Below are 14,395 nucleotides of genomic sequence, written 5' to 3' on the forward strand. Positions count from 1 at the left end.
TAGAGGGACAGCTTGAAGGTGAATGATCCACCCCAAACCGTCCCTTATCCTAATGTCCAAAGACAAAAACAGGAATATTAATAGTTTAGTCTAAGCCGTATTCTCAATAAACCACTGGCCCAGCTCATTCACCGGCATCGGACGGCCGTAGTAGAAGCCCTGCATGACCCGGCAGCCCAAGGACTGCAGCAGCTCGATCTGCTCCGGTGTCTCCACACCCTCGGCCACGACCTCCATATTGAGGTTGCTGGCTATGGCGATTATATTGCTGATAATCGCTTTTTTGGAGTGCATCTTGCTCTTGCGGATGAAGACCTGATCAATCTTCAGCGTATTAACCGGAATCTCATCCAGATTGCCGAGTGACGAGAAGCCGGTACCAAAGTCATCCAGCGAGACCCGTACCCCAAGGGCCCGGAGTTTGGAGAGCTGGGCAACCGTCTCTTCCATATTGTTCATGGCAATCGATTCGGTGATCTCCAGCTCCAGGAAATGCGGCTCCAGCCCTGAGCGGATGAGCGCCTCTTCTACTACATCATATAGGCTGCCGCCCTCAAACATCCGCGCCGACATGTTGATGGATACAGGCACGTTCGCTACCTCTGCCCGGTGCCACAGCATATTCTGGCCGCATACTTCGTGCAGCATCCAGTAAGTGATCGGCACGATCAGTCCCGTCTCCTCGGCAATCGGAATGAATTCCGCCGGCGAGATAATTCCATGCTCCGGATGTCTCCAGCGCAGCAGTGCCTCAAGACCGACAGTGACATTCATGAGTGAATCCCACTTAGGCTGGTAGACTACCATAAATTCAGAACGGGCAAGTGCCCTGCGCAGATCCTTCTCCAGTGACATCCGCCGCACCTGATGACGGTTCATCTCCTGGTCGAATACACTGAATTTATTCTTGCCGGAGTCTTTGGAAGTGTACAGTGCCGTGTCAGCGGCTTTCATAAGCGCAGATCGGTCCGTGCCGTGCACCGGAGCCATGCTGATCCCGATGCTGGCTGTCACATACAGCTCGTTGCCCTCGACGCTGTAGGATTTCTTAATCTCCCGCAGAATATGTTGTGCTGCCTCCTGGGCATCCTCCATATCGCAATCGGGCAGAGCAATCAGAAATTCGTCACCGCCGAGCCGGAAGACCTTGCCTTTCAGGGAGACACATTTTCTTAACCGGTCTGCGACCTCCTGCAGCAGCAAATCACCGATATCATGTCCGAGCGTATCATTAATCGACTTAAAGCGGTCCAGATCCACAAAAAACACCGCACCTGAATTCACCCCGAAAAACTCATCCTTGAAATAACGCTCCAGGCCATGCCGGTTCGGCAGCTCCGTCAGCGGATCATTATAGGCCATAATTTCCAGCACATGACGATCGAGGAAAACAGCCCCTCCGGAGATAGCAAGCATAAACAGGGCAACCAGTGAAACTCCGGTCAGCAGGATAACATTCTCCATGGCAAATGGCTTTGTTCCAAGCCAGCTGTCAAGCTCCAAACTGCTCGCTCTTAGACTGATAAAATGCATGCCTGTAACAGCGAATCCGATGAACAATGCGGAGCCAAGCTTCCAGAAATTAAAACTCCCTTGTCCCCTGAATTTCCTGAATAAAAATATACCGACATAAGATGCCAGCAGGGTGACGATTACGGAGATACCTTGGGCAACAGGATCATAATGGAAATCGCCTTCTGTCTCCAGAGCGGAAATGCCGGCATAGTGCATCGCCCAAAGCCCGGCCCCAAGCACAACTGCACCCAATGCAAGCCAGAACCTGCGGATTTTACGGTTGGAATGGGAAACCTGAGAAATCAGGTTAAGCGCTGAATAAGCCGCTATTACAGCAAGTGCAAAAGATAGTAAAACAATCCATGTGTTATAGTGGGTTCCCATCTGATCCATAGTTGACCTCTTCACCGGTTATATTATCATTATCGCCGCAGCTCATTCTCAAGTATAAAAACCTATTTACGAATATCAGATAAATGGAAGAGTGTAGAAAGATTATAGAGTTCCATAAGAAGTGACTTTAGCTGTATTCTACCTTGTATTTGCTATACTGTCTAAGTAAATACTGGAACTTTGACCCTTTTTTTGCCGAAGGCAATAATTGTCCATATTTGTCCAGGTCCTACAAGCGCAAGGTTGGAATCTGCCGCGGCTCCGAGACTGCATCCGAGAAAGAAACACTCCAGATCCACCAGTTGGCGATCACCAGAATTGGAGCATAGATGTAAATTCCGAACGGTATCAGGGTGACCAGATAATGCAGTCCTGCAAAAAGTATCAATATAAACAGCTGCAAAAACGCGCTCCCTGTAAAATCCTTCTGTCTGGCCGCACTGTACTTTTCCGAGAAAGGAAGTGCCTTCGGTAAAAGACGGAAGCACAGTACAGAGTACACAAGCAGGGAGAGCAGCACAATAATCAGATGCGGCACCAGCCGTACTCCGAACAGCCACAGGAATATTGCTGACTCTATAACAAAAAGCGGCAGCAGCAGACGGAGAACAGCAGCCTTAAGCATGCCGCGGTAGACCGGAGCCGTCTCACGTATAGGAATAGCCTTATAAATCCAGGCGGCTTTGTAGCTTGTTGAATATCGCAGCATTTGCACAGCGGTCATCATCAGCAGAGCACTGAAATAGATGAACAAAAAGGCTCTGGAGTTGCGGACGGCATCCATTTTCCCGCTGCTCAGCGAGTTAAAGATGAAGATGAACGGCAGAATTAGGGACAGCCCAAAGGTGGGATATACCTTGAGCTTGAAATCCCGCTCATTACGCATCATCGACCAGGTGAAGCGGAAGAACATGGCCTCCTCCTTACTCCGGCAGACGATTTCTGACAACCGGCGCGGCAGGCGCCCGCTGTCTTTTCCGCCAACCCCCTGTTCCGCCAGCTTCTGCAGGCTTCGCTCAAACAGCGGCATCAGCTTAATGTAAACCGCAAGCAGCAGTACCGGAATCACAAGCGCCAGAACCGCCATTACCGTGAGGTTGGATGAACGGGTCTCGCCCAGCAAACGTTCGAACGGGGACGCAAACCAGACAGGTGCAAGGAAATACTGCCACCAGGCCGGTTTAAAGGAAATGCTGAGATCCGCCATATCGAACAGCCGGGAGATCAGCTGGTACCCCACCGTAATCCCGATGGACAGAATGATCTGTACATAATTAATGATGTCCTTCAGCTTTTCCCCGTCAAATACCCGTAGAATCAGCAGATAAATGAGGCCCGTAAACACCAGTATCAGGCAGTCCATCAGGATAACTTCTGCGGCATAGATGAGAAAAAAGAGCACCCCCTGCCTGAACAAGGAGACTAAGAGCGAAGGCCCCATGATGGTCAGCGTTAACGTAAACAGATAGATCATTATATGTAAGCTTTTGGCCATATTTAATGTCCGGCGGTTCACCGGTCTTACAAACAGGATATTTTTATCCCGTAAATCCAGCATGACCGACGAGAAATCCGAGATTAGCGTAGTGGATATCATAAACATTGCAATCCCGAAGGCGATGCTCATTGAAAATAGATAATTACCCTCCGGCACCACAAAGGCGATCAGCGCCAGCCCGAGCAGCAAATAGATCCACTGTATCCGAAAAGGAGATCCGTCCGTATTCTGCTTACTCTCCTTCCCCCCTGCAAGCACGGTTGGTGTCCGCCTGCCGTCCATCGTCAGTTTAAGCTGGAGAATACTGCGTAGTACCGGGTAGTCGACTCCCATTCTCCGAAAGCCGCCCTGCAGCCGGTCCAACAGCCTCAGCACGAAAAAATCATTCATGCCGGGCACCTTCTCCGATGACCGCAACAAACTCACCGGCAATATCCCGGTATTTATCAAATCCGGTCAGTTCATTGAAAATCCCTTCAAGTGACCCTTCCTTACTCTGTTCCTTGAGTTCAGCAAAACTTCCGTCCGCCACAATATCACCGCCGTCAATCAGAATAATCCGGCTGCTGATCTTCTCAACGACATCCATAATATGCGAGGAGTAAAAGATCGTTTTGCCCCTTGCAGCAAGGGAGGCAAAAATCTCCTTAACGATCATTACACTGTTGGCATCCAACCCGCTCAGCGGCTCATCCAGAAACAAAATATCAGGATCATGCAGCATACTGGAGATCAGCAGCACCTTCTGCTTCATTCCCTTGGAAAAGGAAGCGATCCGCATATCGTATGCCCTCTCCAGGTTCAGCAGTCCCATCAGCTTCTCCGCCTTGGCATCTGCCTCAGCCCGCTTCATTCCATAGAGCTCGCCGATAAAGGTCAGATACTCTCTGGCGGTCAGGCTGTCGTACATCTCGGCAACTTCAGGGACGTAACCGATCCGTTTTTTGTAAGCAGCATCACCGTCTGCGATATCCCTGCCAAAAATACTCACCGTGCCGGTGTACCCTTCTACCAGGCCGAGCATAATTTTGACGGTCGTGCTTTTGCCTGCCCCGTTGGGACCGATATACCCGATAATTTGTCCGGGGTAGACCGCAAGATCGATGCCCCGCAGCACCATCCTGTCACTGTAGTTCATCCATAGGCCGGCAATCGATATCACCGGTTCTTCCGCAAGGCTCATTAGAGAAGCTCCTCTCAGAATCTGTAATAGGAAACTTTATAGAAATTTCTTCAATAGTATTACTATATTATCAAAATTTAACTCTATATATCTATTAGGTTTTATACCTTATAAGGCAGAATACAAAAAACCTCCATACCCGCAAGCACATGCGGAGATGGAGGTTTTGTAGTGACAATACCCTACAGCAGGCTGATCCGCTCGCGGCGGCGGGCAGATTCTAGACAGGCTTCAATCAATTTCATACTCTGCACCGGGTCATCATCGGCAACTAGAGGCTTGTCCCCGAAGACGGCAGCGGCAAAATTATCAGCCTGACGGACATACGGGTTGGCTCCGGTAGTCGCAAAACGGCTCACTTCCCCACCGGTATGCACGAAGAACTCGGCGTCTTCGAATCTGGCATTGAACGGCATAGGAATCTCAATCCGCCCCTCTGTGCCGAGGACCTCCAGCAGCTGGCGGTTATAGGCCCACATGCCGCAATCGAAGATCAAGCTCACTCCGCCGGGAAATTCGACCAGGCCCGAGGCCATCATATCCACATTGTCATGCTCTGGTGAAAAAATCGCCTGCACTGTTACCGCTTCCGGCTCTGCACCAAACAGTAAGCGCGCCGCGCTGAGCGGATAGCAGCCGACATCGTACAGCGAGCCTCCGCCCCATGCCGACTTGAAGCGGATATTCGAAGTATCTCCGGCATCATTATAGGTGAATGTTCCGCGGATCGACCGCAGCTCACCTATATCCCCCCGCGATATGATCTCCCGCAGTTCGGCAATCCGCGGATGATGCCGGTACATATAAGCTTCTGCCAAATGCACACCCGCTTTGCGGCAGGCTTCTACCATCTCCGCGGCTTCGGTGCTGTTCAGGGCAATCGGCTTCTCGCAGAGCACATGCTTGCCCGCCTCCGCCGCACGGATCACCCACTGCCGGTGAAGATGATTCGGAAGCGGAATATAGACCGCGTCAATCTCTTCATCGGCCAGCAGCTCCTCATAGCTGCCGTAGGCCTTCCCGATGCCAAACTCCGCGGCTACAGCACTGCTTTTTTCAAGTCCCCGGCTCGCCACCGCTGCGATAATACCGGTTTCTGATTCCTGAATGGCCGGCATGACAGAACCCGTCGCAATCTGGGCACATCCGATAATTCCCCACCGGAGTTTCTGCGTCATAGATATACACCTTCCTTATATAAGATTGTCATTATATCTATTGACACCATATCACAGAAAACGCCGCTACTCTATTTTTTGATGCCGCCGGTGATAACCCAAAAAAGCAGCGCCTGGGCTTCTTTCCGTCAGGGCGCTGCTAATATACTTAGAGGATTATGCGTTTACGTCAAAAGATCCAGGCTGCTCAGTACAACGGCAATACCCAGCACAACAATTCGCGCCGTGCTCATCAGTACGAAGTTTTTGACCGCCAGAATAAAGGTTACAGCCTTCTCCTGCTTCTCATAGAACAGGGAAATATTGCGGCGCAGCGGAACCAGCGTAATCAGCAGCAGCGCTACCAGCACCGGATTCACACCTATAATCAGCAGAACAATCAAATCAAGATATGAGACATAATAGAGCATTCTAAACAGGAGAAGCGCATTCTTGCGCCCGATGTAGACCGGCAGGGTATACCTGCGGTTCTCCAGATCATCTTCGATGTCGCAAATGTTGTTGGCCAGCATAATTCCCGCAATCCCCAGAATGGCCGGTACGGAGAACCAGAAGATATACAGAACCTCAATGAAGTTAATGTGCAGATCGATCCAGCCGTCCCGCAGCAGCAGTGTGACCAAGCTCTGATCCGAGTGAATATAGGCGGAGATAAAGATAATCACAAAGCCCATAAAGAGACCCGAGAACAGTTCGCCCAGCGGCATCCGCGAGATCGGAATCGGCCCGAATGAATACAGAATGCCGATCAGAAACGACAGTCCGCCCAGCAAAAAGATAATCAGCCCGGTCTGGGCCACGAGAGCAATTCCGCACCCGACAGCCAGAAGGAGCAGAACTGCAATGGTCGCTACCACGGTGCTTTCTTTCAGCTTATAGTGAACGATCGCATTATGAGTCTCATAGCCGTAGCCATGCTTCTTGGCCGCTTTTTTGAAATCGTAATAGTTGTTAATGGCCGTTGTCGCCATATCGAAGCTCAGCAGGGACACGAACATCAGGATCGAACGCAGAACATAAAAATCCTCAAACCGGTATAAGGCATACAGCGTCCCCAGCAGAAACGGGATAACACTGGCCACCTTGGTCGGCAGCTCGACAAACCTCAGGAAGCTCCTTACATTCACCGCAAATCACCCTTATTCATCAAATATGCACCTTATTTTGCGGTGGTTGTTACGGTCATCGGTGACCATTCGGCGATCACCGTCTGCCCATGTGCCGATACGCTGCCCTCCGGAGTCAGATCCTTCTCTGTCATAATGCCGAGGGCAATGGTGAAGCTGTTAAACTTGATTGGCACATTCTGCTCGCGGCGCACCTCCTGGCCGTTTACGTAGAACACAGCTTCGTCCTTGCCGCGGTGATACGTGATTTTATACGTGTTGAACTCCCGCGGTTTGAAATCGGCAGCCTCTTTAAAAATACAGAAATATTTCGTACCGCCTGTCTCAGGAACCGTAACGCCAGGGAAGGGAAGCACACCGTACACACTGGCATACTTGTCATTCCCGGCAAAAAAATCAAGCGCCGCACCTGTCGTGAAATCGAGCAGATTCAGCGAGACGTATCCGTCATACAGATCCCCCGGCGCTGTCCCCTGTGTACGGGCGCGGATCTGCAGCTCGAAGCTGATCTCCCCATCCTCCGGCACCTCTACCGGCTTAGCCGAATAATACATATGCTTCGCATTGTCGAGAATCTGGACATGGTTATGCTGGCGGCTTAGCTGTGCCCGGACATACAGGAAGCCGTTCCGCACAATCACTACAGCCTCAGGCTCACGGTAAGCCCAGAAAGAGCCGTCAGGCAACGTGAATCCGCCGGTCTTCCACACTTTCCCTTCCGTCAGAATGGTATGGAAATCTCCAATTACAGTTTGACCGTTTAAGATAGGCTGTACTTCTCCGGTTATTTCTTTGTTCTTGTCCATAATCGCGCTCTCTTTCTGTATTTATTAGGATATGCTAAGCGGTTAAATGTTAGATGAAGCCCTGAATCAGCAGAGCCAGCGCCATGATCGCACCGCAGCGCACGGAAGCCTGCTGTGAAGCTCCCATAAGCGGCAGGTATGCCGGTGAAGCATTCTGCGGCTGCAGTCCGCGGTACACATGCACCGGTGCAACTGCGGTAAGCAGCGCAAGCAGGCCATAGACCGGCAGCACGCCAAACATCACGCATACAATCAGTGATACATAGGAAATAAGCAGCAGGATCTGCGAGAACACCAGCGCCCTGCGTTCGCCCCAGACTACAACCAAGGTACGTTTTCCGGCCTGCTTGTCCGCTCTCCAGTGCAGGAAATGATGATTGAATAAGAGCAGGGTCGTAAGTAGGCCTACAGGCACCGACAGCAGCACGGGCTTCAGACTGAACTCACCGGTCTGCACGAAATAAGAGCCCAGCACAGGCATAATGCCAAAGGCGACGAAGATCGCAAACTCACTGTAGCCCTTGCCCCGGTATCCGAAGCGAAGCGGCGGAGCGACATAGAAATAGGCAATCAGTGCGCCGGCTGCGACGAACCAGAGTGTCTCCCAGCCGCTGGAAATGCTGAGAAACAGGCCGCAGGCCACAGCTACAGCTAGGAGCCCCCACGTCAATGAAGCAAAAAGGGATTCCGACATCAGCCCACCTGATAAAAAGCCGGAATTCGTCGATATCATTCCCGGCGTATTCTTCGCTTCAGTATCGGTTCCATTACGGAAGTCCCATAAATCATTCACCATATTCGAGAACAAATGGGCTGCAACTGCACCGATAATTGTGATAACAAACAAAAAAGGATGGAAACTCCCTTCCCATACATATGCCCCAACCGTTCCCAAAACAACCGGAATGAGCATCACGGGAATCGTTCCAAACCGTGTGATCTTCTTAAATAATTTCCAATTATCCATGCCGAGAGATATCCCCTTCTCTATATTCCTGTGATTAATATTATTGCACAACTATTATACATCAAAATTCGACACTTTGGAGAGAAATCCGCTGCAAAATATTACCTAATCATGGTACACTGGATTAGGTGGTACTTATTTCCCATAAAAGTCTATAACTACTAAAAGGGGAGCATCATGAAGCTGAGCAGAAAAATAATGATCTTCATAAGTGTTGTAGCCCTGCTCGGATTAGGAGTCACCTATCTCCTCCTGCACCTCATTCTGTTGAACCGTTTCGAGAAGCTGGATCAAGAAGCATTAAGGGACAAGATGGATGATGTAGTCTCTTCTTATCAGAGCGAGCTGATGAATATGAAGACAGGCCTGCTAAAATATTCGATCTGGGATGAAACCTATCAGTTCATGGAATCGGCTGCGCCAGCTGGGCGTGCGGATCCAATCGGCCAAGCCTATCTAAACCGAAATTTCAGCCCGGTAACCTATGAAATTAATCATTTCGATATAATGGCCCTGCTGAATTCATCCGGACTTCCGCTATATGGCGGCGAATATCATCCGGACTCCGGCAAGGTATCTCCGCTAAAATCTGAATACCTCACCCTATTTAATCTTATCAACCGCAGGCTCCCGGAGTTTTCGGGCGCAGAGGACAGCAAGGCCGGCGTAGTCCTTCTGGATAAAGGCCCCATGCTGATTACCCTTACTCCTATAGTTAACAACAACAAAGACAAGCCTGTAATCGGGACGGCAATCGCCGGAAGAATGCTGCAGCAGGAGGAAGTGACCCGTATCTGGGACGAAACGACCTCTTCACTCCAGATGACCCGCATCACCTCAGGCACAATTGCCGAAAGCCAGGGCCAGCCAGTCTGGATGAGCTCCGGCTCCAGCCGGATGATGTCGATTCACACCGTGATCTACGACCTGTTCGGCGATCCCGGAGTGATGATTACCCTTAAGCATCCGCGGCAGATTTATGAGAGCGGAATGGAGTCGATTCTAAACTTCAGGCGCTTCTTCTTTGCCTTCACGCTGGTATTGTGCATAGCCAGCCTTCTTTTTGTCAGACGGTTCATTCTGGGAAGAATGTATGCACTCATGAGGAATATCCGCGCTATCGGCAACAGCAAAGATTTATCCATAAGAATCAGAAGTTCAAGCAGGGATGAATTCGGCGATGTCGAGCATGAATTCAACCGGATGATAGATTCCCTGCAGCAGGCTCAGGCAGAGCTGCAGCAGCAGGCGATGCTCGATCCGCTGACCCAGCTGCCAAACCGCTCGCTTTTTTTCAACAGGCTCAATGAAGCCATAGCCTCCGCATCAGGCGCCGGCAAACAGATTGTACTGGTCTTTATTGATTTGGATCATTTCAAGACCGTTAACGATACACTGGGGCATGATTTCGGGGATGATATGCTCAAAGAAATTGCCTTACGGATCTCCAGGGTTATCGGCAGGAATGATGTGGTGTCCCGGCTAGGCGGTGACGAATTCACCATTCTGCTATCCGACGTTCCCGATGCCGCCAGTATGTCAATGCAGCTGTCACAAATACAGGAGGCTCTCTCGCTGCCGCATCGTATTCAGGGGCATTTACTCTATAATACCGCAAGCATCGGCGTCAGCATTTATCCGGAGAACGGCGGAGACGCAGATTATCTGGTCAAGCAGGCCGATCTGGCGATGTTTCATGTGAAGGAGTCGGGCCGCAACAGTATCCTTCACTACTCGGAGGCTCTGGAGGAAAGCATCCGACGCAGAAAAACTTTGTCCCAGCAGCTGCTGTCCGCCGCAGACAATGATGAATTCGAGGTTCATTACCAGCCGATTCTAAGTTCAGACAACCTGAAGGTCTCGAAGCTTGAAGCCTTGCTGCGCTGGACCAGCCCCACTTACGGCCCTGTCTCTCCCGCTGAGTTCATCCCGCTCGCCGAAACCAGCGGCTCCATTATAAACATCGGCAGCTGGGTGCTGAGGCAGGTCTGCTCCGACCTGCAGGGCTTCCGTGAGAACGGCCTTGAGCTGACGGCAGCGGTCAATATCTCTGCTGTGCAGCTGATGCAGTCAGACCTGCGCGGGCTGCTGCTCGGGCTGCTTGAAGAGTATAAGCTGCCAAGCTCCAGCCTGGAGCTGGAAATAACGGAGAGCGTGCTGGTCTCAGGGGACAACATTCTCTTATCCTTACAGGAGTTGGGGAACTGCGGGTTCCGCATTTCCCTCGATGATTTCGGTACAGGCTTCTCTTCCCTAAGCTACCTTCGCCGCTTCCCGGTAGATGTGATTAAGATCGACCGTTCCTTTATCTCCGAGATGACCTTGGAGCCGCAGGGCGACGTACTCGTTAATTCCATTATTGAGCTGAGCCATAACCTCGGATTGAAGGTGGTTTCCGAAGGTATAGAGCTTCAGGAGCAGTTTGACCTGCTCCGCCGGCTCGGCAGTGATGAGCTGCAGGGCTACTTCATCAGCAAGCCGATCCGGGCCATCCATATCCCTACTTTTTTATCACAAAATTATCTGTTTAACGACAAAAAATGACTACTTCTTTTATAGGCAAGCTCTTGACGATATGATATGATAGGCAAGCTGATAACAGCACCCGCTCCGGGTGCTGTTATCCTATGCGAACACTTTTGAAAATTGGAGGCATTTATTGCTATGTCAGCGCAACCGCAAACAACGCAATCCGTCAAAATCGTCACTGCCGACCCCAGCGCCATCGGCTTATTCGGACTTGCTATCGTCACCTTGGTCGCTTCTTCACAAAAGCTCGAAATTACAACAGGTCTCAGCTACTGTATTCCTTGGGCCATCTTCCTCGGAGCCTTCGCCCAGCTGTTCGCTTCCATTCAGGATGCCAAACACAACAACACGTTCGGCATGACTGCTTTTGGCGCATATGCCTTCTTCTGGTTCGGCATGGGTGCAAGCTGGCTGATCAAGCTCGGCGTATTCGGTACAGTTCTGGCCGAAGGCGTGGATCCCAAGCAGCTTGGATTTGTTTTTCTGGGATATCTGGTATTCACCTTATTTATGACCCTCGGTGCTGTCGAAGCCAACCGGGTACTGCTGATCATCTTTACCTTGATTGACTTCCTCTTCCTCGGCTTGTCTATGGATGCTTTCGGCGTCGCTGCTGAGTTCTTCCACAAGCTGGCTGCCGTTTCGGAAATGGCCATCGGTATCGTTTCACTCTATGGCTGCGGTGCTTCTGTGCTTAACGCTCACTTCGGACGCACCTTCCTGCCGATCGGCGCACCACTGCGTATTTTCAAGAAATAAACCTACGCAACCTATGTAAAAATCCATAAAGCAACACCTGCAAGAGCAACGGATAAACACAAGCTGCCCTTTGGCGGAATGTGTCTATCCGTTTTTCTTTTTTTCACGCCCGCTATAAGGTTTTCCCTTGCGCAATGACGCTAAAAATGACATGCTATAGAGACACCTACGACATATCTCGACATTTTTCGGTGGGCAGGAACCACTTTTGGTCAAATTGCTAATATAATGTTGAATTTTTTGATATCGGAGGCACTTCATGGCTTTCATTAATAAAAAGCCTTTAACGATCATCCTCGGCTTCTTAGTCGCGCTGCAACTCTCTCTGTTCTATTACTACTCCTTATCGGTAGACCGGGAATACCGGGCTGAAAAAGCCGATCTGTCCTCACATGCAGTCACACTCACATCGAACCTTGAAGAGAAAGTATCGATTGTCAAAGGCGTAAGTTCCTTTATTCAAACAGTAGGGTTTGATGCAACGCCCTCTATTATTAACCAGTACCTGATCACCGCCTATAACAACTCAAGTCAAACGGTTATGAATATCATGATCGCGCCGGGCGGAACCATCCGTTATCTCTATCCGCTCACCGGCAATACTTCCATTCTCAATAAAAGCCTGCTGCTCGATCCTGTTCTGTCCTCACCCGGGATGATTCAAGAAACGATCCGCTCACGCGGCATTACCATTGACGGTCCCAAGACACTCGCCCAGGGCGATTACGGGATGGTGATCAGACAGGCTATTTATAACGGAAACACTTTTGCCGGCATTGTCTCGGTTACCGTTCGGGCGGATGACATCGCAGAGCAGTTGCAGCTTCAGGATTCCCCGGTCTATGTAATGACTCAGGACCACACGCTGCTGTTCAGCAATCATACAAAAATAGCAGGCGAGCAGGTTACCGCTCCCATTGAAGTGTATAATCAGCACTGGCTGATGGGGACCCCTTTTCCGGTACAAAAAAAGTGGGAAGTGTTCCGCAGCGTCCTTTGGATTGACATTGCATTTTTACTTATTTTCGCCTTTATTCTATATTACTTCTGGCACCAGGGCCGGTTTAACATTGAACTCGAGCGTGTGGTTAATATCCGCACCCGTGATCTTCGTGTCTCCAAGCGGCTGTACGAGAAGCTCGCTCATTATGATAGCCTGACTGAAATCCCAAACCGGCTGTACTTTATGGATGAATTTGAGCGCCTCCTGCAAAGTTCAGATCCGGCGCAGACCTATACATTGTTCTTTTTCGACTTGAACCGGTTTAAGGAAATCAATGATACACTCGGCCATTCTACAGGCGATCAGGTTATCAAAATACTGGCGGGCAGGCTCAAAAACAGCCCTCTGCCCTTCAAGCTGTTCGCACGTACCGGCGGCGACGAGTTCGTCATGATATTCTCCGATCTGGCCCAGGAGGAGATTCCGAAGCTGGCCGGACAAATCAGCGCATTGATCTCTGAGACCCTGCTGATTGCCGGTGCCCACCTCAGCTTGTCTACAAGCATTGGAGTCTCGCTGTATCCCGAACACTCTCTCAATAAAGACGATCTGCTGAAATTTGCTGATATGTCGATGTACCAGGCGAAATCCCAGGAGGACCGCAATTACTTTATATTCGACTGGGAGCTGCGCGAGAAGCTGGAACAGAAGACGATGATCGCCAAGTATCTGCACTCTGCGCTGGAGCGTGAGGAGTTCGTGCTTCATTACCAGCCGCAAATTAACGCCGTTACCGGCAAAATGATCGGGATGGAGGCGCTGATCCGCTGGAACCATCCGGAGAAGGGGCTGATCGGGCCCGGTACCTTCATCGCCGCCGTAGAGGAAGCTGGCCTGATGATTCAGCTGACAGACTGGGTGCTCCGCGAGGTCTGCCGGCAGCTCTGCGAATGGAGAAATATGGGTATACCGCTGCTGCGTACTTCCATCAACATCTCCAACAGCTGGTTCTATAACCGCAACCTGATCGAGAATCTGCTGTCTGTGCTTGATCATTACGGGCTGGGCACGAATGTGCTAGAGTTCGAGATCACGGAAAGCACGGCACTGCTGGAAGAACATTATCCGCTGCTTCAGCAGATGCGCGACCATGGAATTATCGTTTCTATTGATGATTTCGGTACTAAATATTCATCGCTCAATTACCTGAAGCATTTCCCTGTCAACAAGATCAAGATTGACCGAACCTTCATTACCGGCATCGGCATCAGCTCGATTGACGAGACGATTATCAAGTCGATTGTGTTTGTCGCTTCGCAGCTGGGCTATGATCTGATTGCAGAAGGCGTCGAGACCGTCGAACAGCTGGAGTTCCTGGTCAAACACGATTGCCCGCATATTCAGGGCTTCTACTTCTTCCCTCCGCTGCCGGCAGAGGAGATCATCAAGCTGGCTTCCTGAGCAGCTCCCGGCTATCCTGAACTTTGATTCTCAAAA

General features: G+C 50.6%; 10 protein-coding genes. 3 read left to right on the top strand and 7 right to left on the bottom strand.

All coding sequences use genetic code 11. The features are described from left to right. Positions 1 to 90: 90 nt before the first annotated feature. From L6H70_RS16805 to L6H70_RS16835, 7 genes are all read right to left on the bottom strand, one after another. Positions 91 to 1,908, bottom strand: coding sequence for a putative bifunctional diguanylate cyclase/phosphodiesterase (locus tag L6H70_RS16805; protein ID WP_236335038.1), 1,818 nt, complete (start codon positions 1,906 to 1,908; stop codon positions 91 to 93). A gap of 229 nt (positions 1,909 to 2,137) precedes the next feature. Beyond that, positions 2,138 to 3,796 (bottom strand): hypothetical protein, encoded by a 1,659-nt coding sequence (locus L6H70_RS16810; protein ID WP_236335039.1) that lies wholly within the window; start codon positions 3,794 to 3,796, stop codon positions 2,138 to 2,140. Further along, positions 3,789 to 4,589, bottom strand: coding sequence for an ABC transporter ATP-binding protein (locus L6H70_RS16815; protein ID WP_236335040.1), 801 nt, complete (start codon positions 4,587 to 4,589; stop codon positions 3,789 to 3,791). Before L6H70_RS16815 ends, L6H70_RS16810 begins: the two co-directional genes overlap by 8 nt. Positions 4,590 to 4,771: 182 nt before the next feature. Continuing rightward, positions 4,772 to 5,767 carry a Gfo/Idh/MocA family protein gene (locus L6H70_RS16820; RefSeq protein WP_236335041.1) on the bottom strand — a complete coding sequence of 332 codons (996 nt, stop codon included), beginning with the start codon at positions 5,765 to 5,767 and terminating at the stop codon, positions 4,772 to 4,774. A gap of 164 nt (positions 5,768 to 5,931) precedes the next feature. Continuing rightward, positions 5,932 to 6,894, bottom strand: coding sequence for a prenyltransferase (locus L6H70_RS16825; RefSeq protein ID WP_236335042.1), 963 nt, complete (start codon positions 6,892 to 6,894; stop codon positions 5,932 to 5,934). A 32-nt stretch (positions 6,895 to 6,926) separates the two neighbouring features. Next, on the bottom strand, positions 6,927 to 7,700 hold the full coding sequence (locus L6H70_RS16830; RefSeq protein ID WP_236335044.1) for a DUF6081 family protein: 774 nt from the start codon (positions 7,698 to 7,700) through the stop codon (positions 6,927 to 6,929). A 49-nt stretch (positions 7,701 to 7,749) separates the two neighbouring features. Then, positions 7,750 to 8,667 (bottom strand): prenyltransferase, encoded by a 918-nt coding sequence (locus tag L6H70_RS16835; RefSeq protein WP_236335045.1) that lies wholly within the window; start codon positions 8,665 to 8,667, stop codon positions 7,750 to 7,752. A gap of 177 nt (positions 8,668 to 8,844) precedes the next feature. On the opposite strand from L6H70_RS16835, the gene L6H70_RS16840 reads away from it, so the two are divergent. From L6H70_RS16840 to L6H70_RS16850, 3 genes are all read left to right on the top strand, one after another. Further along, positions 8,845 to 11,211: an EAL domain-containing protein gene (locus L6H70_RS16840; protein ID WP_236335046.1), complete on the top strand. Its 2,367-nt coding sequence runs from the start codon at positions 8,845 to 8,847 to the stop codon at positions 11,209 to 11,211. A gap of 120 nt (positions 11,212 to 11,331) precedes the next feature. Beyond that, positions 11,332 to 11,955: an acetate uptake transporter gene (locus tag L6H70_RS16845; RefSeq protein ID WP_236335047.1), complete on the top strand. Its 624-nt coding sequence runs from the start codon at positions 11,332 to 11,334 to the stop codon at positions 11,953 to 11,955. A 259-nt stretch (positions 11,956 to 12,214) separates the two neighbouring features. Next, entirely contained in the window at positions 12,215 to 14,359 is a 2,145-nt protein-coding gene (locus tag L6H70_RS16850) for a bifunctional diguanylate cyclase/phosphodiesterase (protein WP_236335048.1), read from the top strand. Positions 14,360 to 14,395: the final 36 nt, after the last annotated feature.

Source organism: Paenibacillus auburnensis (genome assembly GCF_927798115.1).
Lineage (GTDB): Bacteria > Bacillota > Bacilli > Paenibacillales > Paenibacillaceae > Paenibacillus_AQ > Paenibacillus_AQ auburnensis.